At 71.1% G+C, this 25,298-nt stretch carries 21 protein-coding genes; 18 read left to right on the top strand and 3 right to left on the bottom strand.

Annotated features, from left to right (window positions below):
- Positions 1-153 precede the first annotated feature (153 nt).
- Complete coding sequence (bldD, locus tag ABZ098_RS40930) at positions 154-654, bottom strand: transcriptional regulator BldD (protein ID WP_003956405.1); 501 nt, start codon at positions 652-654, stop codon at positions 154-156.
- Positions 655-907: 253 nt separating this feature from the next.
- Between bldD and pyrR the strand changes: the two genes are divergently transcribed.
- From pyrR to ABZ098_RS41000, 14 genes are all read left to right on the top strand, one after another.
- Entirely contained in the window at positions 908-1,480 is a 573-nt protein-coding gene (pyrR, locus tag ABZ098_RS40935; RefSeq protein ID WP_356599426.1) for a bifunctional pyr operon transcriptional regulator/uracil phosphoribosyltransferase PyrR, read from the top strand.
- Between the two features lie 86 nt (positions 1,481-1,566).
- Positions 1,567-2,544 carry an aspartate carbamoyltransferase catalytic subunit gene (locus tag ABZ098_RS40940; RefSeq protein ID WP_356599428.1) on the top strand — a complete coding sequence of 326 codons (978 nt, stop codon included), beginning with the start codon at positions 1,567-1,569 and terminating at the stop codon, positions 2,542-2,544.
- 5 nt (positions 2,545-2,549) lie between these two features.
- Entirely contained in the window at positions 2,550-3,836 is a 1,287-nt protein-coding gene (locus tag ABZ098_RS40945) for a dihydroorotase (RefSeq protein WP_356599430.1), read from the top strand.
- Positions 3,833-4,411 (top strand): hypothetical protein, encoded by a 579-nt coding sequence (locus tag ABZ098_RS40950; RefSeq protein WP_356599431.1) that lies wholly within the window; start codon positions 3,833-3,835, stop codon positions 4,409-4,411. The genes ABZ098_RS40945 and ABZ098_RS40950 overlap by 4 nt, the downstream gene beginning before the upstream one ends.
- A complete protein-coding gene (gene carA / locus ABZ098_RS40955) occupies positions 4,408-5,550 on the top strand; it encodes a glutamine-hydrolyzing carbamoyl-phosphate synthase small subunit (protein ID WP_356599433.1) in 1,143 nt (380 codons plus the stop codon). The genes ABZ098_RS40950 and carA overlap by 4 nt, the downstream gene beginning before the upstream one ends.
- Complete coding sequence (gene carB / locus ABZ098_RS40960) at positions 5,543-8,851, top strand: carbamoyl-phosphate synthase large subunit (RefSeq protein ID WP_356599435.1); 3,309 nt, start codon at positions 5,543-5,545, stop codon at positions 8,849-8,851. Before carA ends, carB begins: the two co-directional genes overlap by 8 nt.
- A gap of 51 nt (positions 8,852-8,902) precedes the next feature.
- Positions 8,903-10,012: a quinone-dependent dihydroorotate dehydrogenase gene (locus ABZ098_RS40965; protein WP_356599437.1), complete on the top strand. Its 1,110-nt coding sequence runs from the start codon at positions 8,903-8,905 to the stop codon at positions 10,010-10,012.
- On the top strand, positions 10,009-10,848 hold the full coding sequence (gene pyrF / locus ABZ098_RS40970; protein ID WP_356599439.1) for an orotidine-5'-phosphate decarboxylase: 840 nt from the start codon (positions 10,009-10,011) through the stop codon (positions 10,846-10,848). The genes ABZ098_RS40965 and pyrF overlap by 4 nt, the downstream gene beginning before the upstream one ends.
- Positions 10,849-11,172: 324 nt before the next feature.
- A complete protein-coding gene (locus tag ABZ098_RS40975) occupies positions 11,173-11,496 on the top strand; it encodes an integration host factor (RefSeq protein ID WP_003977346.1) in 324 nt (107 codons plus the stop codon).
- Positions 11,497-11,556: 60 nt separating this feature from the next.
- Positions 11,557-12,150 carry a guanylate kinase gene (gene gmk / locus ABZ098_RS40980; protein ID WP_356599441.1) on the top strand — a complete coding sequence of 198 codons (594 nt, stop codon included), beginning with the start codon at positions 11,557-11,559 and terminating at the stop codon, positions 12,148-12,150.
- A gap of 65 nt (positions 12,151-12,215) precedes the next feature.
- The gene (gene rpoZ / locus ABZ098_RS40985) at positions 12,216-12,488 is read left to right on the top strand and encodes a DNA-directed RNA polymerase subunit omega (protein WP_003988945.1); all 273 of its coding nucleotides are present in this window, start codon (positions 12,216-12,218) and stop codon (positions 12,486-12,488) included.
- A 128-nt stretch (positions 12,489-12,616) separates the two neighbouring features.
- Complete coding sequence (gene coaBC, locus ABZ098_RS40990) at positions 12,617-13,819, top strand: bifunctional phosphopantothenoylcysteine decarboxylase/phosphopantothenate--cysteine ligase CoaBC (RefSeq protein WP_356599443.1); 1,203 nt, start codon at positions 12,617-12,619, stop codon at positions 13,817-13,819.
- Between the two features lie 240 nt (positions 13,820-14,059).
- Positions 14,060-15,268 (top strand): methionine adenosyltransferase, encoded by a 1,209-nt coding sequence (metK, locus tag ABZ098_RS40995; RefSeq protein ID WP_356599445.1) that lies wholly within the window; start codon positions 14,060-14,062, stop codon positions 15,266-15,268.
- Between the two features lie 128 nt (positions 15,269-15,396).
- Positions 15,397-17,559, top strand: coding sequence for a primosomal protein N' (locus ABZ098_RS41000; protein ID WP_356599447.1), 2,163 nt, complete (start codon positions 15,397-15,399; stop codon positions 17,557-17,559).
- Between the two features lie 151 nt (positions 17,560-17,710).
- Here ABZ098_RS41000 and ABZ098_RS41005 read toward each other — a convergent pair whose 3' ends face one another.
- The gene (locus ABZ098_RS41005; protein ID WP_356599449.1) at positions 17,711-18,262 is read right to left on the bottom strand and encodes a hypothetical protein; all 552 of its coding nucleotides are present in this window, start codon (positions 18,260-18,262) and stop codon (positions 17,711-17,713) included.
- A gap of 269 nt (positions 18,263-18,531) precedes the next feature.
- Here ABZ098_RS41005 and fmt point away from each other — a divergent pair, with 269 nt between their 5' ends.
- Positions 18,532-19,464 carry a methionyl-tRNA formyltransferase gene (gene fmt / locus ABZ098_RS41010; RefSeq protein WP_356599451.1) on the top strand — a complete coding sequence of 311 codons (933 nt, stop codon included), beginning with the start codon at positions 18,532-18,534 and terminating at the stop codon, positions 19,462-19,464.
- 298 nt (positions 19,465-19,762) lie between these two features.
- Positions 19,763-21,181, top strand: a complete 1,419-nt coding sequence (locus ABZ098_RS41015; RefSeq protein WP_356599453.1) for a transcription antitermination factor NusB — start codon at positions 19,763-19,765, stop codon at positions 21,179-21,181.
- Position 21,182: 1 nt separating this feature from the next.
- Here ABZ098_RS41015 and ABZ098_RS41020 read toward each other — a convergent pair whose 3' ends face one another.
- The gene (locus tag ABZ098_RS41020) at positions 21,183-23,345 is read right to left on the bottom strand and encodes an MMPL family transporter (protein ID WP_356599455.1); all 2,163 of its coding nucleotides are present in this window, start codon (positions 23,343-23,345) and stop codon (positions 21,183-21,185) included.
- A 134-nt stretch (positions 23,346-23,479) separates the two neighbouring features.
- Here ABZ098_RS41020 and rpe point away from each other — a divergent pair, with 134 nt between their 5' ends.
- On the top strand, positions 23,480-24,166 hold the full coding sequence (gene rpe / locus ABZ098_RS41025) for a ribulose-phosphate 3-epimerase (protein WP_356599457.1): 687 nt from the start codon (positions 23,480-23,482) through the stop codon (positions 24,164-24,166).
- 78 nt (positions 24,167-24,244) lie between these two features.
- On the top strand, positions 24,245-25,288 hold the full coding sequence (locus ABZ098_RS41030; protein WP_356599459.1) for a sugar-binding domain-containing protein: 1,044 nt from the start codon (positions 24,245-24,247) through the stop codon (positions 25,286-25,288).
- Positions 25,289-25,298 lie beyond the last annotated feature (10 nt).

The raw sequence follows: 25,298 nt of genomic DNA on the forward strand, positions 1-25,298 counted from the left end.
GTTCCGGGCGGCCGTTGCGATTGGTCTGGAGAATGAAACCTATCTGGCTGACTCCTTGGACGAGCTCATCGAACTGGCCGAGCCGATGAAGGAGCCGGAACCGTGAAGTTCCGGCCACCCCGGCGGCACGTTTCTGCTGAGGCTGGGAGCGGCTCAGCTCTCCTCGTGGGACACCGCGCGACGCGCGTCCGCGTCCAGCACGCCCCAGCTGATCAGCTGCTCGGTGAGGACCGAGGGCGACTGGTCGTAGATGACGGCGAGTGTGCGCAGGTCGTCCTGGCGGATCGAGAGCACCTTGCCGTTGTAGTCACCGCGCTGGGACTGGATCGTCGCGGCGTAGCGCTGGAGGGGGCCGGCCTTCTCGGCCGGGACGTGGGCCAGCCGCTCCAGGTCCAGGACCAGCTTCGGCGGGGGCTCGGCGGCCCCGCCCGGAGTGGTGCCGGGCAGCAGCTCCTGCACCGGGACGCCGTAGAAATCCGCCAACTCGGCGAGACGCTGCACGGTCACCGCGCGGTCGCCGCGCTCGTACGAACCGACCACGACCGCCTTCCAGCGTCCCTGGGACTTCTCCTCGACACCGTGGAGGGAAAGGCCCTGCTGGGTGCGGATGGCCCGGAGCTTGGCCCCGAGCTGTTTGGCGTATTCGCTGGACATATAGCTCCCCGGACACTGGATCGACGCGGCCCCAGTGGTTTCGAGCCGCGCGTCTGGTAACTCACTGTGAGGTTACGCAGCGTGACTCTTCTGCGTCAAGCCGAATGGTCCACACCGACTCTTCCGTGAGAGTGGTGGCTGATTGGGCCAAGGGGGTGAACCGGGGCCTCGTTCCGGCCTGCTACGGTGGATGGCGCAAATCCGACGTCCTTTAAGGTCCGTCCCGTGAGGCGGAGAAGGAGGTCCGTTTCGTATGGACAAGCAGGACACTTCCGACATCCAGGCGTCCGATGCCCGGCCCGTTCTCGAAGGCCCCGACATCGCGCGCGTGCTGACCCGCATCGCCCACGAGATCGTCGAACGCGCCAAGGGCGCCGACGACGTGGTACTCCTCGGCATTCCCACCCGGGGCGTCTTCCTCGCCCAGCGGCTCGCCGCGAAGCTGGAGGAGATCACCGACCGCAGGATTCCGGTCGGTTCGCTCGACATCACCATGTACCGCGACGATCTGCGCATGCACCCGCCGCGTGCGCTGGCCCGCACCGAGATCCCCGGTGACGGCATCGACGGCCGCCTGGTCGTCCTCGTCGACGACGTGCTCTTCTCCGGCCGCACCATCCGCGCCGCCCTGGACGCCCTGAACGACATCGGGCGGCCCCGCGCGGTGCAGCTCGCGGTGCTCGTCGACAGAGGCCACCGCGAACTGCCCATCCGCGCCGACTACGTCGGCAAGAACCTCCCCACGTCGTTGCGGGAGACGGTCAAGGTCCAGCTCGTCGAGGAGGACGGTCGCGACACCGTGCTGCTCGGTGTGAAGCAGACCTAGCAGCAGGAGTGCCGGGGCACCTTTTCGGTGTGCCCTCACCTGCCCGGATCCTCCCGATACCTGAACTGCCTTACGGAGCCTGACAGATGCAGCGTCATCTCATCTCGGCCGCCGACCTCACCCGCGACGACGCCGTCCTGATCCTCGACACCGCCGAGGAGATGGCCCGGGTCGCCGACCGGCCGATCAAGAAGCTGCCGACCCTGCGCGGCCGCACGATCGTCAACCTCTTCTTCGAGGACTCCACGCGCACGCGTATCTCCTTCGAGGCCGCCGAGAAGCGTCTGTCGGCGGACGTCATCAACTTCACCGCCAAGGGCTCCAGCGTGTCCAAGGGCGAGTCCCTCAAGGACACCGCCCAGACCCTGGAGGCCATGGGTGTCGACGCCGTCGTCATCCGGCACGGCGCCTCCGGGGCGCCGTACCGCCTCGCCAACTCCGGCTGGATCGACGCGGCCGTCATCAACGCCGGTGACGGCACCCACCAGCACCCGACGCAGGCCCTGCTGGACGCGTTCACCATGCGCCGCCGGCTCGTCGGGCGGGACGCCGGGATCGGACAGGATCTCTCGGGCAAGCGCATCACGCTCGTCGGGGACGTCCTGCACAGCCGCGTCGCCCGCTCCAACGTCGACCTGCTGCACACCCTCGGCGCCGAGGTCACGCTCGTCGCCCCGCCCACCCTGGTGCCGGTCGGCGTCGAGACCTGGCCCTGCGAGGTCTCGTACGACCTGGACAGCACGCTCGCCAAGTCCGACGCGGTGATGATGCTGCGCGTCCAGCGCGAGCGCATGAACGCCGCGTTCTTCCCGACCGAGCGCGAGTACTCGCGGCGCTACGGCCTGGACGGCGACCGCATGGCGCGGATGCCGGAGCACGCCATCGTGATGCACCCCGGCCCGATGGTCCGCGGCATGGAGATCACCGCCGAGGTCGCCGACTCCGACCGCTGCACCGTGGTCGAGCAGGTCACCAACGGCGTCTCCATCCGGATGGCCGTGCTGTACCTGCTGCTCGGTGGGAACGAGCCCGCCGCCTCTCACACCCGTATCGAGGAGAAGTAAGACCCATGAGCAAGATCCTGATCCGCGGTGCGAAGGTCCTCGGCGGCGAGCCGCAGGACGTCCTGATCGACGGCGCCGTCATCGAGGCGGTCGGCGCGGGGCTGTCCGCCGAGGGCGCCGAGGTCGTCGAGGCGGCCGGCAAGGTGCTCCTGCCGGGCCTGGTCGACCTGCACACCCATCTGCGCGAGCCGGGCCGCGAGGACTCCGAGACCGTGCTCACCGGCACGCGCGCGGCGGCGAGCGGCGGCTACACGGCCGTGTTCGCCATGGCCAACACCTTCCCGGTCGCCGACACCGCCGGCGTGGTGGAGCAGGTGTACCGGCTCGGCCAGGAGCACGGCTACTGCGACGTGCAGCCCATCGGCGCCGTCACCGTCGGCCTGGAGGGCAAGAAGCTCGCCGAGCTCGGCGCCATGCACGAGTCGGCCGCCGGTGTCACCGTCTTCTCCGACGACGGCAAGTGCGTCGACGACGCCGTGATCATGCGGCGCGCGCTGGAGTACGTGAAGGCCTTCGGCGGGGTCGTCGCCCAGCACGCCCAGGAGCCGCGGCTCACCGAGGGCGCCCAGATGAACGAGGGCATCGTCTCCGCCGAGCTGGGCCTCGGAGGCTGGCCCGCGGTGGCCGAGGAGTCGATCATCGCCCGGGACGTCCTGCTCGCCGAGCACGTCGGCTCCCGCGTCCACATCTGCCACCTGTCGACCGCCGGGTCCGTCGAGATCGTGCGCTGGGCCAAGTCCCGCGGCATCGACGTCACCACCGAGGTCACCCCGCACCACCTGCTCCTCACCGACGAGCTGGTACGGACGTACAACCCGGTCTACAAGGTGAACCCGCCGCTGCGCACCGAGCGGGACGTGCACGCCCTGCGCGAGGCCCTGGCCGACGGCACCATCGACATCGTCGCCACCGACCACGCCCCGCACCCGCACGAGGACAAGGACTGCGAGTGGGCCGCCGCCGCCATGGGGATGGTCGGCCTGGAGACCGCGTTGTCAGTGGTGCAGGAGACCATGGTGGACACCGGGCTCCTCGACTGGGCCGGGGTCGCCGAGCGCATGTCCACCGCGCCCGCCCGCATCGGGCAGGCCGCCGGGCACGGCCGTCCCGTCTCGGCTGGTGAGCCCGCCAACCTCACGCTGGTCGACACGGAATACCGTGGCTCCGTGGACCCCGCGGGCTTCGCCTCGCGCAGCCGCAACACTCCCTACGAGGGGCGTGAGCTGCCGGGCCGTGTCACGCACACGTGGCTCCGGGGCAAGGCCACGCTCGTCGACGGGAAGCTCACGTGACATCTGAAACCCTGCTGGCCGCCGGTCTAGCAGCCGAGAAGAAGTCGGCCGAGGTCACCGACTGGGCCGCCCGCATCGGCTGGCTCGTCGGCCTCGCCCTCTTCGTCGCGCTCGTCTACTGGCTGATGCGCGAGGGCTGGAAGTGGCGCGGCACGCTCCAGGGCGACCTGCCCGAGCTGCCCGGCGCGCCGGACGACCCCGGCCCGGCGAGACTGAGCATGAGCGGCCGCTACCACGGCTCCACGACCGCGGGGCAGTGGCTCGACCGGATCGTGGCCCACGGCCTCGGCACCCGCAGCCGGGTCGAGCTCACGCTGACGGACGCGGGCCTGGACGTCGTACGCCCCGGAGCGACCGACTTCTTCATCCCGCGCGAGGCCCTGCGGGAGGCCGTGCTCGGCAAGGGCATCGCCGGCAAGGTCCTGACCGAGGGCGGACTCCTCGTCGTGACCTGGGCCCACGGCGAGCGACTGATCGACTCGGGGTTCCGCTCGGACCACGCGGCCGAGCACACCGACTGGGTCGACGCCATTAACTCCATGATCAACAAGACGGAAACGGAAGGCGCACGATGACGACCTCCACAAGGGGAGCCTCGAAAACTCCCGCGGTACTCGTCCTGGAGGACGGCCGGATCTTCCGCGGCCGTGCCTACGGGGCCGTGGGGGAGACCTTCGGCGAGGCCGTGTTCTCCACCGGCATGACCGGCTACCAGGAGACCCTGACCGACCCGTCGTACGCCCGGCAGATCGTCGTCGCGACCGCCCCGCAGATCGGCAACACCGGCTGGAACGACGAGGACGACGAGTCCCGCCGCATCTGGGTCTCCGGGTACGTGGTGCGCGACCCCGCGCGCGTGCCGTCCAACTGGCGCGCCAAGCGCTCCCTGGACGACGAGCTGGTCGCGCAGGGCATCGTCGGGATCTCCGGCATCGACACCCGCGCCCTCACCCGCCACCTGCGCGAGCGCGGCTCCATGCGCGCCGGGGTCTTCTCCGGCGAGGCGATCGCCGCCGAGTCCGAGCTCGTCGCGCGTGTGCAGGCCCAGCCGCACATGAAGGGCGCCTCGCTGTACGAGGAGGTCGCCACCGAGGAGACCTACGTCGTCCCCGCGGTCGGCGAGAAGAAGTTCACCGTCGCCGCGATCGACCTCGGCATCAAGGGCATGACCCCGCACCGCATGGCCGAGCGGGGCATCGAGGTGCACGTGCTGCCGGCGACGGCGAGCGTAGACGAGGTCTACGCCGTCGAGCCGGACGGTGTGTTCTTCTCCAACGGCCCCGGCGACCCGGCGACCGCCGACGGCCCGGTCGCGCTCATGTCCGCCGTGCTGGAGCGCAGGACGCCCCTGTTCGGCATCTGCTTCGGCAACCAGATCCTCGGGCGGGCCCTCGGCTTCGGCACCTACAAGCTGAAGTACGGGCACCGGGGCATCAACCAGCCCGTGCAGGACCGGACCACCGGCAAGGTCGAGGTCACCGCGCACAACCACGGGTTCGCTGTGGACGCGCCGCTCGACAAGGTCAGCGAGACCAAGTTCGGCCGCGCCGAGGTCTCCCACGTGTGCCTGAACGACGACGTCGTGGAGGGGCTCCAGCTGCTCGACCAGCCGGCCTTCTCCGTCCAGTACCACCCCGAAGCGGCAGCGGGCCCGCACGACGCCGCCTACCTGTTCGACCGCTTCGTATCCCTGATGGAGGGCCAGCGTGCCTAAGCGCACCGATATCCAGTCCGTCCTGGTCATCGGCTCCGGCCCGATCGTCATCGGCCAGGCCGCCGAGTTCGACTACTCCGGCACCCAGGCGTGCCGCGTGCTCAAGGCCGAGGGCCTGCGCGTCATCCTCGTCAACTCCAACCCGGCGACGATCATGACCGACCCGGAGATCGCCGACGCCACCTACGTCGAGCCGATCACCCCGGAGTTCGTCGAGAAGATCATCGCCAAGGAGCGCCCCGACGCCCTGCTGCCCACCCTGGGCGGCCAGACGGCCCTCAACACGGCGATCTCGCTGCACGGGGCCGGCACCCTCGACAAGTACGGCGTCGAGCTGATCGGCGCCAACGTCGAGGCCATCAACAAGGGCGAGGACCGCGACCTGTTCAAGGACGTCGTCGAGGAGGTCCGCAAGAAGATCGGGCACGGCGAGTCCGCCCGCTCGGTCATCTGCCACTCCATGGACGACGTCCTCCAGGGCGTCGAGACCCTCGGCGGCTACCCGGTCGTCGTCCGCCCGTCCTTCACCATGGGCGGCGCCGGCTCCGGCTTCGCGCACGACGAGGAGGAGCTGCGCCGCATCGCCGGCCAGGGCTTGACCCTCTCGCCGACCACCGAGGTGCTCCTGGAGGAGTCCATCCTCGGCTGGAAGGAGTACGAACTGGAGCTGATGCGCGACAAGCACGACAACGTCGTGGTCGTCTGCTCCATCGAGAACTTCGACCCCATGGGTGTGCACACCGGTGACTCGATCACCGTCGCGCCCGCCATGACGCTCACCGACCGCGAGTACCAGGTGCTGCGTGACGTCGGCATCGCGATCATCCGTGAGGTCGGCGTCGACACCGGCGGCTGCAACATCCAGTTCGCGGTGAACCCCGAGGACGGCCGGGTGATCGTCATCGAGATGAACCCGCGCGTGTCGCGGTCGTCCGCGCTCGCCTCCAAGGCGACCGGCTTCCCGATCGCCAAGATCGCCGCGAAGCTCGCCGTCGGCTACACGCTGGACGAGATCCCGAACGACATCACCGAGCAGACCCCGGCCTCCTTCGAGCCGACGCTCGACTATGTGGTCGTCAAGGCCCCGCGGTTCGCCTTCGAGAAGTTCCCCTCCGCCGACTCCACCCTCACGACGACCATGAAGTCGGTCGGCGAGGCCATGGCGATCGGCCGCAACTTCACCGAGGCCTTCCAGAAGGCGCTGCGCTCCCTGGAGAAGAAGGGCAGCCAGTTCACCTTCGTCGGCGAGCCCGGCGACAAGACTGCCCTCCTGGAGGAGTCCGTACGGCCCACCGACGGCCGGATCAACACCGTCATGCAGGCCATCCGCGCCGGCGCCACGCCCGAGGAGGTCTTCGAGTACACGAAGATCGACCCCTGGTTCGTCGACCAGCTCTTCCTGATCAAGGAGGTCGCGGACGAGCTTGCCGCCGCCGACCGCCTGGACGCCGACCTGCTCGCCGAGGCCAAGCGGCACGGCTTCTCCGACCAGCAGATCGCCGAGATCCGCGGTCTGCGCGAGGACGTGGTGCGCGAGGTGCGGCACGCGCTGGGCGTGCGCCCGGTCTACAAGACCGTCGACACCTGCGCGGCCGAGTTCGCCGCGAAGACGCCGTACTTCTACTCCTCCTACGACGAGGAGAGCGAGGTCGCCCCGCGCGAGAAGCCCGCGGTGATCATCCTGGGCTCCGGTCCGAACCGCATCGGCCAGGGCATCGAGTTCGACTACTCCTGCGTGCACGCGTCCTTCGCGCTGTCGGACGCCGGGTACGAGACGGTGATGGTCAACTGCAACCCGGAGACCGTCTCCACCGACTACGACACCTCCGACCGGCTGTACTTCGAGCCGCTCACGCTGGAGGACGTCCTGGAGATCGTCCACGCGGAGCAGCAGGCCGGGCCGGTCGCGGGCGTCATCGTCCAGCTCGGCGGCCAGACCCCGCTGGGCCTGGCGCAGGCGCTCAAGGACAACGGCGTGCCGATCGTGGGCACCTCGCCCGAGGCGATCCACGCCGCCGAGGACCGCGGAGCCTTCGGCCGGGTCCTCGCCGAGGCGGGCCTGCCCGCCCCCAAGCACGGCACCGCCACCACCTTCGCGGGCGCCAAGGCCATCGCGGACGAGATCGGCTACCCGGTCCTCGTACGGCCCTCCTACGTCCTCGGCGGGCGCGGCATGGAGATCGTCTACGACGAGACCCGCCTGGAGTCCTACATCGCCGAGTCGACCGAGATCAGCCCCTCGCGGCCGGTCCTGGTCGACCGCTTCCTGGACGACGCGATCGAGATCGACGTCGACGCCCTCTACGACGGCGAGGAGCTCTACCTCGGCGGCGTGATGGAGCACATCGAGGAGGCCGGCATCCACTCCGGCGACTCGGCGTGCGCGCTGCCGCCGATCACCCTGGGCGGCTTCGACATCAAGCGCCTGCGGGCCTCCACGGAGGCCATCGCGCGCGGGGTGGGCGTCCGGGGCCTGATCAACATCCAGTTCGCGATGGCCGGCGACATCCTCTACGTCCTGGAGGCCAACCCGCGCGCGTCCCGGACCGTCCCCTTCACCTCGAAGGCGACCGCGGTGCCGCTCGCCAAGGCCGCCGCCCGGATCTCGCTGGGCGCGACCGTCGCCGAACTGCGCGCCGAGGGCCTGCTCCCTGCCAACGGCGACGGCGGCGAACTCCCGCTGGACGCCCCGATCTCCGTCAAGGAGGCCGTCATGCCGTGGTCGCGCTTCCGCGACATCCACGGCCGCGGCGTCGACACGGTCCTCGGCCCGGAGATGCGCTCCACCGGCGAGGTCATGGGCATCGACTCCGTCTTCGGCACGGCGTACGCCAAGTCGCAGGCAGGGGCCTACGGCCCGCTCCCGACCAAGGGACGCGCGTTCATCTCGGTCGCCAACCGCGACAAGCGCTCGATGATCTTCCCGGCGCGCGAACTCGTCGCCCACGGCTTCGAGCTGCTCGCCACCTCCGGCACCGCCGAGGTCCTCAAGCGCAACGGCATCAACGCCACCGTCGTGCGCAAGCAGTCCGAGGGCACCGGCCCGAACGGCGAGAAGACCATCGTCCAGCTCATCCACGACGGGGAGGTCGACCTGATCGTCAACACCCCGTACGGCACCGGCGGCCGCCTCGACGGCTACGAGATCCGTACGGCGGCCGTGGCGCGGTCGGTCCCGTGCCTGACGACGGTCCAGGCGCTCGCCGCCGCCGTCCAGGGCATCGACGCCCTCAACCACGGTGACGTGGGCGTGCGTTCACTCCAGGAACACGCCGAACACCTGACCGCGGCCCGCGACTAGCAGCCCTGAGGGGGACACCGGAAACGGTGTCCCCCTCTTCATGAGGACACCATGTACAAGATCTTCTTCAATCTCGTCTTCAAGCGCATGGACCCCGAGAAGGCCCACTACCTCGCCTTCCGCTGGATCCGCCTCGCCGTCCGCGTCCCCGTACTGCGCACCTTCGTCACGGCCGCCCTCGCCCCCCGGTACAAGGAGCTGCGCACCGAGGCCTTCGGGCTGCGCATGCACGGCCCCTTCGGCCTCGCCGCGGGCTTCGACAAGAACGCGGTCGCGATCGACGGCATGGCGATGCTGGGCTTCGACCACATCGAGATCGGCACGGTGACGGGGGAGGCCCAGCCGGGCAACCCCAAGAAGCGGCTGTTCCGCCTCGTGCAGGACCGCGCGCTGATCAACCGCATGGGTTTCAACAACGAGGGCTCGCTGGCCGTCGCGGCCCGGCTGGCGTCCCGCGAGCCGGTCTTCAAGACGGTCGTGGGCGTCAACATCGGCAAGACCAAGGTCGTCCCCGAGGCCGAGGCGGTCGGCGACTACGTGAAGTCGGCGGAGCGCCTGGCGCCCTTCGCGGACTACCTCGTCGTGAACGTGTCGTCGCCCAACACGCCCGGCCTGCGCAACCTCCAGGCCACCGAGGCGCTGCGCCCGCTCCTGACCGCCGTCCGTGAGGCCGCCGACCGGATCGTCGCGCACCGCCGCGTCCCGCTCCTGGTGAAGATCGCGCCCGACCTCGCCGACGAGGACGTCGACGCGGTCGCCGACCTGGCCGTCGAGCTCGGCCTGGACGGCATCATCGCCACCAACACCACCATCGCGCGCGAGGGACTCGGTCTGAAGTCCGGGCCCTCCCTGGTCAAGGAGACGGGCGGCCTCTCCGGCGCACCCCTCAAGGAGCGCTCCCTGGAGGTCCTCAGGCGCCTGTACGCGCGTGTGGGCGACCGGATCACCCTGGTGGGCGTCGGGGGCGTCGAGAACGCCGAGGACGCCTGGCAGCGCATCCTGGCGGGTGCCACGCTGGTCCAGGGCTACAGCGCCTTCGTCTACGCGGGTCCCTTCTGGGCCCGCGCCATCCACAAGGGTCTCGCCGCGCGACTGCGCACGAGCCCGTACGCCACCCTCGCCGACGCGGTCGGCGCCGACGTGAGGAAGACCACGGTATGACCGAGCCCTTCGGCGCCCGCCTGCGCCGCGCCATGGACGAGCGCGGCCCGCTGTGCGTGGGAATCGACCCGCACGCGTCCCTGCTCACGGAGTGGGGCCTGAACGACGACGTGGCAGGTCTGGAGCGGTTCAGCCGCACGGTCGTCGAGGCCCTGTCCGACCGGGTCGCCGTGTTCAAGCCGCAGAGCGCGTTCTTCGAGCGCTTCGGCTCGCGCGGGGTCGCCGTGCTGGAGACGACCGTGCAGGAGGCCCGCGCGGCCGGCGCCCTGGTCCTCATGGACGCCAAGCGCGGTGACATCGGCTCCACCATGGCCGCGTACGCCGAGGCCTTCCTGCGCAAGGACTCCCCGCTGTTCTCGGACGCGCTGACCGTGTCGCCGTACCTCGGCTACGGCTCGCTCTCGCCGGCGATCGCGCTGGCGCGTGAGAGCGGCGCGGGCCTGTTCGTGCTCGCGCTGACCTCCAACCCGGAGGGCGGCGAGGTCCAGCACGCCGTCCGCGCGGACGGCCGCAGCGTGGGCGCGACCATGCTGGCCCACCTGGCCGCCGAGAACACCGGGGAGGAGCCCCTGGGGTCCTTCGGCGCCGTCGTCGGGGCCACACTGGGCGATCTGTCGACCTACGACCTGGACATCAACGGTCCCCTCCTCGCGCCCGGCGTCGGCGCCCAGGGGGCCACCCCTGCCGACCTTCCCCGGGTCTTCGGAGCGGCGATCCGCAATGTCGTCCCGAACGTCAGCCGGGGGGTGCTGCGGCACGGGCCGGACGCCGGTGCGCTGCGCGCCTCCGTCGAACGGTTCGCGGACGAGATCCGGTCCGCGCAGCCGGCCGCTTGAGGCGGTCGTCGGAGGACCGGACGGAGCGTTCACGACGGTCGGCGCGGATGTTCGACGACACCGTTCGAGTCCTCCGACGAGAGGTTCGAGACCCGCTTGAGTCTGAATACATCCTCAAATCCGGGGCAGTATGTCAGGAATGTCCGGCCTGACGGAGGCTGACCAGGACTTTTCCGCTGTTCTCGCTGACTCTGGCGGACTTGGCCGCTAGTCTCCGACGCAGAGTCAACGGGCAAGCGTGTTGCTCGTGGCTCCCCAGGTGTGGGGCGACTAGGTTCCTCACCGGTCCGTATCCGACAGTTCGACATCCGAGGTGACGTAGGCGTGGCTCTTCCGCCCCTTACCCCTGAACAGCGCGCAGCCGCGCTCGAAAAGGCCGCCGCGGCTCGCCGGGAGCGGGCCGAGGTCAAGAATCGACTCAAGCACTCCGGCGCCTCTCTCCACGAGGTCATCAAGCAGGGCCAGGAGAACGACGTCATCGGCAAGATGAAGGTCTCCGCCCTGCTCGAGTCCCTGCCGGGCGTGGGCAAGGTCCGCGCCAAGCAGATCATGGAGCGACTCGGCATCTCCGAGAGCCGTCGTGTACGCGGCCTCGGCTCCAACCAGATCGCTTCGCTAGAGCGTGAGTTCGGCAGCACCGGTTCCTGAACCGGGGTTACTCCGGGAACGGGGTCCCGGGCACTCCGGGATTGCTGGAATAATCGCTGCATGGCTGCAACATTCCGGGGGACGACCCCCGAGCCCCCGGACGTACGTCCGCGGCTGACCGTGCTCTCCGGCCCCTCCGGGGTCGGTAAGAGCACGGTCGTCGCCCATATGCGCAAGGAACATTCCGAGGTCTGGCTCTCGGTGTCGGCGACGACCCGCAAGCCCCGCCCCGGCGAGAAGCACGGCGTCCACTACTTCTTCGTCACCGACGACGAGATGGACAAGCTGATCGCCAACGGCGAGCTGCTGGAGTGGGCGGAGTTCGCCGGCAACCGCTACGGCACGCCGCGTGCGGCCGTGCTGGAGCGGCTGGAGGCGGGTGAGCCCGTCCTCCTGGAGATCGACCTCCAGGGAGCCCGGCAGGTCCGTGAGTCCATGACGGACGCCCAGCTCGTGTTCCTGGCTCCGCCCTCCTGGGAGGAGCTCGTGCGCAGGCTCACCGGACGGGGCACCGAGCCGCCCGAGGTGATCGCACGCCGCCTGGAGGCGGCGAAGGTCGAACTGGCGGCGGAACCCGAGTTCGATGTGACCCTGGTCAACACCTCCGTCGAGGACGTGGCGCGCGAGCTGCTAGCCTTGATGGATGTCGTGTGATCGTGCCTGCTCATCGAGGCCTGATCATTCACACTGATTCTTTCCCATCCATCGGAAGGTAGAGCGTGTCCTCTTCCATCTCCGCGCCCGAGGGCATCATCAACCCGCCGATCGACGAGCTCCTCGAGGCCACCGACTCGAAGTACAGCCTCGTGATCTACGCGGCCAAGCGGGCCCGCCAGATCAACGCGTACTACTCGCAGCTCGGCGAGGGCCTCCTCGAGTACGTCGGTCCGCTGGTGGACACCCACGTCCACGAGAAGCCGCTCTCGATCGCCCTCCGCGAGATCAACGCGGGTCTGCTGACGTCCGAGGCCGTCGAAGGTCCGGCCCAGTAGTAGGCGTTGCAGTAGTACTTTCAGCTTTTCGCTGACTTATCCACAGGCCCGGCAGCGCGACTGTCGGGCCTGTGGTGTGTGATGGTCCCGTAGGTCGCACTCGTACGTTGCCGAACCGGGGAGAGACGGTGGACAAGCCCAAGGTCGTGCTGGGGGTCAGCGGCGGCATCGCCGCGTACAAGGCCTGCGAGCTGCTGAGACGGCTGACGGAGTCCGGCCACGACGTCCGCGTCGTCCCCACCGCCTCCGCCCTGCACTTCGTGGGCGCCGCCACCTGGTCCGCCCTGTCCGGCCATCCCGTCTCGACCGAGGTCTGGGACGACGTCCACGAGGTCCCGCACGTCCGCATCGGGCAGCACGCCGACCTCGTGGTCGTGGCCCCGGCCACCGCCGACGTGCTCGCCAAGGCGGCGCACGGCCTGGCGGACGACCTGCTCACCAACACGCTCCTGACAGCCCGCTGCCCGGTCGTCTTCGCACCCGCCATGCACACCGAGATGTGGGAGCACCCGGCCACCCAGGAGAACGTGGCGACCCTGCGCCGCCGCGGTGCCGTGGTGATCGAACCGGCCGTCGGCCGTCTGACCGGCGTCGACACCGGCAAGGGCCGGCTGCCGGAACCCGCCGAGATCTTCGAGGTCTGCCGCCGCGTGCTGGCCCGCGGAGTCACCGAGCCCGACCTCAAGGGCCGACATGTGGTCGTGAGCGCCGGTGGCACCCGCGAGCCCCTCGACCCGGTCCGTTTCCTCGGCAACCGCTCCTCCGGCAAGCAGGGATACGCCCTCGCCCGTACCGCGGCCGCGCGCGGCGCCCGGGTCACCCTGGTCGCGGCGAACACCGGCATGCCGGACCCGGCCGGCGTGGACGTCGTCCCCGTGGGGACGGCCGTGCAGCTGCGCGAAGCGGTCCTGAAGGCGGCGGCCGACGCCGACGCGGTCGTCATGGCGGCGGCGGTCGCGGACTTCCGCCCGCAGACGTACGCGGCCGGAAAGATCAAGAAGAAGGACGGCCAGGACCCCGAGCCCATCGTCCTGGTGCGGAATCCGGACATCCTCGCCGAGATCTCGGCCGACCGCGCCCGCCCCGGCCAGGTGATCGTCGGATTCGCCGCCGAGACCGACGACGTGCTGGCCAACGGCCGTAGCAAGCTCGAGCGCAAGGGCTGCGACCTCCTCGTCGTCAACGAGGTGGGCGAGCGCAAGACCTTCGGGTCCGAGGAGAACGAGGCAGTGGTGCTGGGCGCCGACGGCAGCGAGACCCCGGTCCCGCACGGCCCGAAGGAGTTCCTGGCCGAAACCGTCTGGGACCTGGTGGTGAGGCGTCTGCCCTGAATGCGTCATCCGCTTCTCCGTCCCCACGAACCTCTGTCCCAGAGGCGTGGCGCCCCTGGCCAAGTCCGCTCGGAATTGGGCACAATGCCCGTGCCGCAGGTCACAGCACTCCCGAGTGGCGAGACAGGGGCCCCGACGGCAGAGCACGACCGATAAACTGTTCTCGGACGTTGCCGGGCGCAGCCCCCGAGCCCGTCCGCCCATGATCAGCCAGCAGCCGCTGCAAACCCAGGGAGCGTTGTGTCCCGTCGTCTGTTCACCTCGGAGTCCGTCACCGAGGGCCACCCCGACAAGATCGCTGACCAGATCAGTGACACCATCCTCGACGCGCTCCTCAAGGAGGACCCGACCTCCCGGGTCGCCGTCGAGACCCTGATCACCACCGGTCTGGTGCACGTGGCCGGTGAGGTCACCACCAAGACCTACGCGCCGATCGCGCAGCTCGTCCGCGACAAGATCCTGGAGATCGGCTACGACTCCTCCAAGAAGGGCTTCGACGGCGCCTCCTGCGGTGTCTCGGTGTCGATCGGTGCCCAGTCCCCGGACATCGCGCAGGGCGTCGACACGGCGTACGAGAACCGGGTCGAGGGCGACGAGGACGAGCTGGACCGCCAGGGTGCGGGTGACCAGGGTCTGATGTTCGGCTACGCGACGGACGAGACCCCCACCCTGATGCCGCTGCCGATCTTCCTGGCGCACCGCCTCGCGAAGCGCCTGTCCGAGGTCCGCAAGAACGGCACCATCCCCTACCTGCGCCCGGACGGCAAGACGCAGGTCACCATCGAGTACGACGGCGACAAGGCCGTCCGTCTCGACACGGTCGTCGTCTCCTCGCAGCACGCGTCCGACATCGACCTGGACTCCCTGCTGGCCCCCGACATCCGCGAGTTCGTCGTGGAGCCGGAGCTCAAGGCGCTCCTGGACGAGGGCATCAAGCTGGACACGGAGAATTACCGTCTCCTGGTCAACCCCACCGGCCGCTTCGAGATCGGCGGACCGATGGGTGACGCCGGCCTGACCGGCCGCAAGATCATCATCGACACGTACGGCGGCATGGCCCGCCACGGCGGCGGCGCCTTCTCCGGCAAGGACCCGTCCAAGGTGGACCGCTCGGCGGCGTACGCGATGCGCTGGGTCGCCAAGAACGTCGTGGCCGCGGGGCTCGCCTCCCGCTGCGAGGTCCAGGTCGCCTACGCCATCGGCAAGGCCGAGCCCGTGGGCCTGTTCGTCGAGACCTTCGGCACCGCGAAGATCGACACCGACAAGATCGAGAAGGCGATCGACGAGGTCTTCGACCTCCGTCCGGCCGCCATCATCCGCGATCTCGACCTGCTGCGCCCGATCTACTCCCTGACGGCGGCGTACGGCCACTTCGGCCGTGAGCTCCCGGAGTTCACGTGGGAGAAGACGGACCGCGTGGACGCGCTGCGGAAGGCCGCGGGCCTGTAGGTCCGCCCCGTCCCGTACGAGGCCCGGTCCCCTCTGGGGGGCCGGGCCTCGGGCTTGTCCGGCGACCGGCTCACCCTCATCGACGACAGCACGGCCCGGTGTCAGTGGGGTCTGGTACCAATGATGCTGTGAGCAGCGAGAACGGGTCCGTGGACGATGGCGCCGAAGGAGCGCGGCCCGAGCAGCTTGCGCTCATCCGGGAGAGCGTGCGGAAGGCCAAGGTGCCGCGGGCCAAGCCGCGGACGTGGCGGGGGGCCGCGCTGGCCAAGGAGTTGCCGGTCGCGCGGGTGCTGGTCGACAAGGGCGTGCTGCATCTCGACCGGTACTTCGACTACGCCGTGCCCGAGGAGCTCGACGCGGACGCGCAGCCCGGGGTGCGGGTGCGGGTGCGGTTCGGCGCCGGACGCGGGCGGGTCCGGGAAGGACGGCGCGAGGGCGGGGGGCTGATCGACGGGTTTCTGATCGAGCGGCTCGCCGAGTCGGACTATGCCGGGCCGCTGGCGGCGCTCGCCCAGGTCGTCTCGCCCGAGCAGGTGCTCAACGAGGAGCTGCTGGGGCTCGCGCGGGCCGTCGCCGACCGGTACGCGGGGAGCCTCGCCGACGTGCTCCAGCTCGCCGTGCCGCCTCGCAACGCCCGGGCCGAACAGCGGCCCTCCCCCGAGCCGTTGCCGCCGCCCGGCGCGCCGGAGACGGGGTCCTGGGGGCGCTACGAGCGTGGCGGCGCGTTCCTGGAGTCGCTGGCCTCGGGGGGCGCGCCGCGCGCGGTGTGGAACGCCCTGCCCGGGCCGGAGTGGAGTGAGGAGCTGGCGCGGGCCGTCGCCGCGACCCTGTCCTCGGGGCGGGGGGCGCTCGTCGTCGTCCCGGACGGGCGGGCCGTCGCACGCGTCGACGCCGCGCTGACCGGGGTGCTGGGCGAGGGCCGGCACGCGGTCCTGACCGCCGATGCCGGGCCCGAGAAGCGGTACCGGGAGTGGCTGGCCGTGCGGCGGGGCGCCGTGCGGGCCGTGGTCGGGACGCGGGCCGCCATGTTCGCCCCGGTGCGGGACCTCGGGCTCGTCGCGCTCTGGGACGACGGCGACGACAGCCACAGTGAGCCGCACGCCCCGCAGCCGCATGCGCGCGAGGTTTTGTTGTTGCGGGCCGCTCAGGACAAGTGCGGTTTCCTGCTGGGGAGTTGGAGCTGCACGGTGGAGGCCGCGCAGCTCGTGGAGAGCGGGTGGGCCCGGCCGCTCGTGGCCTCGCGCGAGCAGGTGCGGGCCGTCGCTCCGCTGGTGCGGACCGTCGGGGACCAGGACCTGGCGCGGGACGAGGCCGCGCGGGCGGCCCGGCTGCCCACGCTCGCCTGGCAGGCCGTCAGGGCGGGGCTGCGGAGCGGACCGGTGCTCGTGCAGGTGCCGCGGCGGGGGTATGTGCCGCGGATGGCCTGCGCCAACTGCCGGGCGCCCGCGCGGTGTCGGCACTGTGCGGGACCGCTGGAGGGGAAGGAGTCAGGGGCGGCACTGCGGTGCGGGTGGTGCGGACGCGACGAAGGGGCCTGGCACTGTCCGGAGTGCGGGGGGTTCCGGCTGCGGGCGCAGGTGGTGGGAGCGCGGCGGACCGCGGAGGAGCTGGGACGGGCGTTTCCCGCTGTTCCGGTGCGGACGTCCGGGCGTGAACATGTGCTGGACACCGTGCCGGGGGCGCCCGCCCTGGTGGTGAGCACGCCGGGGGCGGAGCCGGTCGCGGAGGGCGGGTACGCGGCGGCGCTGCTGCTGGACGGGTGGGCCATGCTCGGCCGACCTGATCTGCGGGCCGGGGAGGACGCGCTGCGGCGGTGGATCGGGGCCTCGGCGCTGGTGCGGCCGCAGGAAGCCGGGGGCACCGTGGTGGTCGTCGCCGAGCCCACCTTGCGGCCGGTGCAGGCGCTGGTGCGGTGGGACCCGGTGGGGCACGCGGTGCGGGAGCTGGGGGAGCGGGCCGAGTTGGGGTTTCCGCCGGTGTCGCGGATGGCCGCGGTGTCGGGGACGGGGGAAGCGCTCGCCGAGTTCCTGGCGGCCGTGGAACTGCCGGGTGAGGCGGAGGTGTTGGGACCTGTGCCGTTGCCGGTGACGATGGCGGGGGTGCCTCGGAGGGTGGGGGCGCCGCCGGTGGGGGAGCGGTGGGAGCGGGTGCTTGTGCGGGTGCCGCCGGGAAGGGGGGCCGCGTTGGCGGCCGCCCTCAAGGCCGCGCAGGCTTCCCGGATGGCTCGGGGCGGGGGGAGCGGGGGCGAGGGGGCGGTATGGGTGCGGATCGACCCGCCTGACATCGGGTGAGGGTGGGTCCTCGCGGCTCGTTGGACTGTCCGGTCGCTGGGGCAGGCGCCCATGCGTTTCCGGATGGCGGTACGGCAACGGGCCGTGCCTGGACATGCGTCTGCCCTCCCGTTCGTGGAGTGGGAGGGCAGAGAGGGGAGATGGAGACGGGTCAGCCGTTGCGGGGGCCGGGGAAGGCAGTCGGTCGTGCCTCCTCGCGGAGGGCGGGGCTGCCCGCGGTGGGCTGGGTCGGCATGGAGCGGGCCGCGGGGACGGTGGGGACCGACGGCACCGTGGGGATACCGGTGTTGACGCTGACCGTGCGGGTTCCCGACGGCTCCGTGGCGCGCTCGGCGTCGGCCGTCGCCTGGGCCGCGGCCCTGCGGGCGCCGTAACGACGGTGGACCGCCTGCTTGGTGACGCCGAGGGCGGAGCCCACCGCGTCCCACGAGAAGCCGAGCGAGCGGTCGAAGTCGACCGCGGCCGTCACCAGGGTCTCGACGCTGTCCCGCAGTTCCTGCGCGAGACGGACCGTGGGAGCGGGGGCGCGTCCGTAGACGACGAAGCCCGTGGAGGGACCGGAGCGGCGCGGGCGGTAGACGTTGCCCAACTGGGCGGTCAGGGTGCGCAGTGCGTCCACCTGCCGGCGGACCCGCTCGATGTCCCGCACCAGCAAGTGCAGGCTGGCCCGAGCCTGGGCGTCGTGGGTTGCGTGGTCGGCCATGAACAAGCCTCTCGAACCGGCGTTGAAAAGGATGGGGCCGCGATCGCGGCCCGTTGTGGTCAACTCTTTCTTGACCAACGCGTTTACGCTCCGCTGGTCACGCAGTGGGGGCGTACCGGCATATGCGCGCGCCGGGGGTGGGGGGTTCGCGCCATGGTGGGAGGGCGGGCCTCGCCCGTGGGGGGCGCTCTCCGGCCGTGCGGCGGCGGTGCCTCGCCATAGACTTGTGTGCTGCCCGTCGTCACCCGTCCGAGAGGCCCTGCCCACCCATGAAGCTCGTCTTCGCCGGGACCCCCGAGGTCGCCGTTCCCGCTCTGGACGCTCTCATCGCCTCCGGGCGGCATGAGGTCGCCGCCGTCGTCACGCGGCCCGACGCGCCGGCCGGGCGGGGGCGCAGGCTGGTCGCGAGCCCGGTCGCCGAGCGGGCCGAGGAGGCGGGCATCGAGGTGCTGAAGCCCGTCAAGCCGCGGGACCCGGAGTTCCTGGAGCGGCTGCGTGAGATCGCCCCGGACTGCTGCCCCGTCGTCGCCTACGGTGCCCTCCTGCCCCGCGTCGCCCTCGACATCCCCGCGCACGGCTGGGTGAACCTGCACTTCTCACTGCTGCCGGCCTGGCGTGGGGCCGCGCCCGTGCAGCACTCCATCATGGCGGGGGACGAGATCACGGGCGCCTCGACCTTCCTCATCGAGGAGGGGCTGGACTCCGGGCCCGTCTACGGCACCGTCACCGAGGAGATCCGGCACACCGACACCAGCGGCGACCTGCTGACCCGGCTCGCCTTCGCCGGGGCGGGGCTGCTGGCCGCGACGATGGACGGTATCGCCGACGGCACGCTGAAGGCCGTACCGCAGCCGTCCGAGGGCATCACGGTCGCTCCGAAGATCACCGTCGAGGACGCCCGGGTCGACTGGACCGAGCCCGCGCTGCGGGTGGACCGGGTCGTGCGGGGGTGCCACCCGTCGCCCGGCGCGTGGACGACCTTCCGCGGCGAGCGGCTCAAGCTCATCCAGGTCCAGCCGGTTCCCGACCGTACGGATCTCGCTCCCGGCGCGCTCTCCGTCGGCAAGAACAGCGTCCACGTCGGTACCGGGTCGTACGGCGTGGAGCTGCTGTGGGTGCAGGCGCAGGGGAAGAAGCCGATGAAGGCCGCGGACTGGGCGCGGGGGGTCAGGATCTCGGAGGGGGAGACCGTCGGCGCGTGACGCCGGGCCGGTCGGGGAGATGGGCTGACGCGCGCGGGGGTCCCTCCCGGCGTCTGTGGCGGCCTGCGGCACTGGTCCAGCGGCTCGCTGGGGCGGGTGAGCCTCTGCGTCGGAAGAGTCCGGGTCTGGGCGGGCGACCCCGTCTCCGGGACGGGCTCTCTGGTTCGGGGCCCTCGCACACCGGTTACTCGTGGTGCCCCGGCCCAACGAGTACGCCAGGCTCTCCGGCAGCCCCTCTGAGAGTCCCGTAGACGTACGCTTGGGGCGTATCCAGACCTTGAACCCGGAGCACCTTTTCGTGAGCGAGCAACCCCGCCGGACCGGCAAGCCCGGCAAGCCGTACCGTCGGCCCCAGAAGGACCCCGTCCGTATCCTCGCCTTCGAGGCGCTGCGGGCCGTGGACGAGCGGGACGCGTACGCCAACCTCGTCCTGCCGCCGTTGTTGCGGAAGGCGCGGGAGAAGGGCGGTTTCGAGGCCCGGGACGCGGCGCTGGCCACCGAGCTCGTGTACGGGACGCTGCGGCGGCAGGGGACGTACGACGCGATCATCGCCGAGTGCGTCGACCGGCCGTTGCGCGAGGTCGATCCGCCGGTGCTCGACGTGCTGAGCCTCGGGGTGCATCAGCTGCTCGGGACGCGGATCCCGACGCACGCCGCCGTGTCCGCCTCCGTCGAGCTCGCGCGGGTCGTGCTCGGCGACGGACGGGCCAAGTTCGTCAACGCCGTGCTGCGCAAGGTCGCTCAGGACGACCTCGACGGCTGGATCGCGAAGGTCGCGCCGCCCTACGACGACGACCCCGAGGACCATCTCGCCGTCGTGCACTCCCACCCCCGCTGGGTCGTCTCCGCGCTGTGGGACTCCCTCGGCGGCGGGCGGGCCGGCATCGAACGGCTGCTGGAGGCCGACAACGAGCGGCCCGAGGTGACCCTCGTCGCCCGGCCGGGACGGGCCACCACCGAGGAACTGCTGCGCGAGGAGTCCGCCGTGGCGGGGCGCTGGTCGCCGTATGCCGTACGGCTGGCCGAGGGCGGCGAGCCCGGGGCCGTCGACGCCGTACGGGAGGGCCGGGCCGGGGTGCAGGACGAGGGCAGTCAGCTCGTCGCGCTGGCGCTGGCGAACGCGCCCCTCGAAGGCCGGGACGAGAAGTGGCTCGACGGGTGTGCCGGGCCCGGCGGCAAGGCCGCGCTGCTCGCCGCGCTCGCCGCCGAGCGCGGGGCCGTGCTGCTCGCCTCGGAGAAGCAGCCGCACCGGGCCGGGCTCGTCGCCAAGGCGCTCGCCGGGAACCCCGGGCCGTACCAGGTCATCGCCGCGGACGGGACAAGGCCGCCGTGGCAGCCGGGGAGCTTCGACCGGGTGCTGGTGGACGTGCCGTGCACGGGACTCGGGGCGCTGCGGCGCCGGCCGGAGGCCCGGTGGCGGCGTCGGCCCCAGGATCTGGAGGGGTTCGGGCCGTTGCAGCGGGCGCTGTTGAGCACCGCGATGGACTCCGTCAGGGTGGGCGGGGTCGTCGGGTACGCGACCTGTTCGCCGCACCTCGCGGAGACTCGGGCCGTCGTGGACGACGTGCTCAAGCAGTGGCCGGCCGCCGAGCTCGTCGACGCGCGGGAGTTGTTGCCCGGGGTTCCGGACCTGGGTGAAGGGCCCGACGTCCAGCTGTGGCCGCATGTACATGGGACCGATGCGATGTATCTGGCGGTCATTCGCCGGACCGGGTGAGTCAGTCGTGTGTCTGCTGCGCCGTCTCGGCCGGTCGCGCAGTTCCCCGCACCCCTGGGTGGGTCGACTCATCCCCCTCCTTGGCAAGACTGTGGGGCCACCACACCTTTGACCCCACGTCCAGGAACAGGGACGTCACCAGGACCGAGCGGACGATGAAGGTGTCCAGGAGGACTCCCAGCGCCACCGCGAAGCCGATCTCCGCGAAGGCGACCATGGGGAGGGTGCCGAGGGCGGCGAAGGTGCCGGCCAGGACCAGGCCGGCGGAGGTGATGACCGCGCCGGTCGCCGCCAGGCCCGTCACCACACCCGGGCGAGTGCCCCGGTGGGCGGCCTCCTCGCGGATACGGGTGGTCAGGAAGATGTTGTAGTCGATGCCCAGGGCCACCAGGAAGACGAACACGAACAGCGGGAAGTCCGTGGACTCGCCCGCGTAGTCGAACAGGTGGCGGAAGGCCAGGGCGCTGATGCCCAGGGCCGCCGCGAAGGACAGGATCACCGTCCCGATCAGCAGCAGTGGGGCGACCAGGGCGCGCAGCAGGGCGCACAGGATCAACATCACCACGACCAGCACCAGCGGGATGATCAGGATGTTGTCGTGCGTGGTCGCCCTGTCCATGTCCAGCAGGGCGGCCGTACCGCCGCCGACCCGGGCGTCGGCGTCCGGGACCGCGTGGACGGCGTCCCGGACCCGCTCCACCGTCTGTTTCGCGGCCTCGCTGTCGGCCGGGGCGGTCATCGTCGCCTCGAAGAGGACCTTGCCCTCGTACGACGGTTTCGTGCCCGGGGGCAGGCCCAGGGACTCGGGCACGACGCCCCGCGTGCCCGCGACCGCCTCGCCGACCTGCCGTGCCTGGGCCTGGTTGCTGACGATGACCAGGGGGTCGCCGCTGCCCGCTGGGAAGTACTTCGCGGACACCTCCTGGCCGACGATGGAGTCCGGTTTCCCGGTGAACGCGTCGGCGTTGCCGATGCCCTCGGCGCGCAGCTGGATGAGGCCGAGCGAGCAGATCGCGAGGGCCAGCGCCGTGACGCCCCAGATCATGCGGGGGCGGCGGGCGATACGGCGTCCGGTGCGGGCCCACACGCCGCTCTCGATGCGGTCGGGTGCGCCGAAGCGCGGGATCGCCGGCCAGAAGATCCAGCGGCCGAAGATCACCAGCAGGGCCGGGAACAGGGTCATCATCGCCAGCAGGGCGACCGCCACGCCGATCGCGGCGACGGGGCCGAGGCCGCGGGTCGAGTTCATCTCGGCGGCCAGCAGGACCAGCATGCTGAGGACGACCGTCGCGCCCGAGGCGATGACGGCCGGCCCCGCGCGGTGCAGGGCGAGGGCCATCGCCTCGTGGCGGTCCTCGTGGTGGTGCAGTTCCTCGCGGTAGCGGGCGACCAGCAGCAGGGCGTAGTCGGTCCCCGCGCCGAAGACGAGGACCGTCAGAATGCCCGCGCTCTGGCCGTTGACCGTCAGGCCCGCGTGCTCGGCGAGCAGGTAGATGAAGGCCTGCGCGGTGAACAGCGCGGCGACCACGGAGAGCAGCGGGACCAGGAGCAGGGTGGGGCTGCGGTAGGTGATGAGCAGCATGACGATCACGACGCCCATCGCGGACAGCAGCAGCGTCGAGTCGATGCCCTCGAAGGCCTCGGAGAAGTCCGCGGAGGTGCCGCCAGGTCCGGTGATGTGCACGGCGAGCCCGTCGCCGCCCTCGCCGACGACGTCACGGATGGAGTCGACCGCGGGTGCGATCTCCTCCCAGCCCTTCTCGTCCATGGTGATCGGGACGAGGATCTGGGCCGCGCGCGGGTCGCTCTGCCGGTCGTAGACCGGGCCCCGCGTCTCCGAGCCGCGGATGCCGTGCGCCGTCAGCTGCTTGATCTCGGCCACGTCCTTGGCGATCGCGGACCGCTCCTGCGGCGTGAGGCCGCTCTCGCGCGCGAAGACGACGACCGCGGGGATCTGTTCCGGCCTGAAGTCCTCGGAGAGCTGGAGGACCTGGGTCGACTCCGCGGAGCCGGGCAGCCAGGAGGCCGCGTCGTTGTCCTGGGCGTCGGTGAGCTTGGAGGCGAGGGGTGCCGTCAGGAACAGCAACACCAGCCACAGCCCCAGTACCACCCACTTGGCACGCCGTCCGCAGACGAAGTGCGCGATGCCCCGATTCCCGGTCATGGCCACCCCCGGCGCCACCAGTCGAGTCGATCGGCCGCCCAGCATGGCACGCGCGGCCCGTTCACAACATCCGATGAACGGCTTAGGTCCGGACCGGCGCGCCCCTTCGCGCCCCGGCATGGGAGGCTTGGAGCATGGCCGCGCAGATCAACCCCAGCATCCTGTCCGCCGACTTCGCCCGCCTCGCGGACGAGGCGAAGGCGGTCGAGGGAGCCGACTGGCTCCACGTCGACGTCATGGACAACCATTTCGTCCCGAACCTCACGCTCGGAGTGCCGGTCGTAGAGTCTCTGGCCCGTGCGACGGACACCCCGCTGGACTGCCATCTGATGATCGAGGCCCCCGATCGCTGGGCGCCCCAGTACGTAGAGGCGGGTGCCTCCTCCGTCACCTTCCATGTGGAGGCGGCCGCCGCTCCGGTCCGGCTCGCCCGGGAGATCCGGGCCAAGGGCGCCCGCGCCTCCATGGCGCTGAAGCCCGCGACGCCCATCGAGCCGTACGAGGACCTGCTCCCCGAGCTCGACATGCTGCTGATCATGACCGTCGAGCCCGGTTTCGGGGGACAGGCGTTCCTCGACATCATGCTCCCCAAGATTCGCCGGACCCGCGAGTTGATCAGCAAGCACGGTCTTGAGCTGTGGCTCCAGGTCGACGGCGGGGTCTCGGCTGCCACCATCGAGCGCTGCGCGGACGCGGGCGCCGACGTCTTCGTCGCCGGGTCGGCGGTGTACGGGGCGTCCGACCCGGCCGAGGCGGTACGTGCATTGCGCAACCAGGCGGAGGGGGCGACCGCGAAGGCTTCGTGGGCGTGCGACCACTGAGCGTCAGGAACGTGAACGGCTCCGATCAGGGCTGATCAAGTGCGCCGGATCTGCAAGGATGAACGGCGAATCCAGAGTGTGAACAGCAGTGAGGAGAACGCCGTGTCGGGTATGTCGGCGGGCCGGTCAGCCATGCGGATGGGACCCGCTGAGCTGGTGCAGGCGGCGGCCATGGCCCGCCGCTTCTACCTGGAGGGCAAGTCCAAGATCCAGATCGCGGAGGAGTTCGGCGTCAGCCGCTTCAAGGTGGCCCGGGTTCTGGAGACCGCCCTGGAACGGGATCTCGTGCGTATCGAGATCCGTGTGCCGGCCGAGCTGGACGCCGAGCGCTCGGACGCGCTGCGCGCCCGCTACGGCCTCAGGCACGCGGTCGTGGTCGAGTCCCCGGCCGAGGCCCAGGACTCCCCGGACCCCGAGAACCTGGGAGAAGTGGCCGCCGACCTGCTCGGCGAACTGGTCAACGAGGGGGACATCCTGGGCCTGGCCTGGGGCCGCTCCACCATCCACATGGCGGCCGCCCTCGACCGGCTCCCGCCCTGCACGGTGGTGCAGTTGACCGGGGTGTACGACGCCGGGACCGCCGAGCGCGGTTCGGTGGAGGCGGTGCGGCGGGCCGCCCAGGTGTCCGGCGGGGACGCCCACCCCATCTACGCGCCGATGCTGCTGCCGGACGCGGCCACCGCGGCCGCGCTGCGCAACCAGACCGGGATCGCCCGGGCCTTCGAGTACTTCGACAAGGTCACGGTCGCCTGTGTCTCCATCGGCTCCTGGGAGCCGGGCATCTCGACGGTGCACGACATGCTCAGCGACGAGGAGCGCGGCCACTACGCCTCGCTCGGCGTCGCCGCAGAGATGTCCGCGCACCTTTTCGACGCCGAGGGCCGCAGGGTCGGGCGGGACCTGGGGGAGCGGTGCATCACCGTCAAGGCCGACCAGCTCCGCCGTATCCCCGAGGTCGTCGCGATCGCGGGCGGGCAGCGCAAGGCGGCCGCGATCGACGCGGTGCTGCGGTCCGGGCTCGTCACCAGCCTGGTGACGGACACCTCCGCGGCGGACGTGCTGATGACCGCCGGGCCGACGCCCAAGCCGGCACTGAACAGGGCGGACCCGGACGGCCTCTGACGGAGGGTCA

Source organism: Streptomyces sp. NPDC006335, from assembly GCF_040612795.1.
GTDB lineage: Bacteria > Actinomycetota > Actinomycetes > Streptomycetales > Streptomycetaceae > Streptomyces.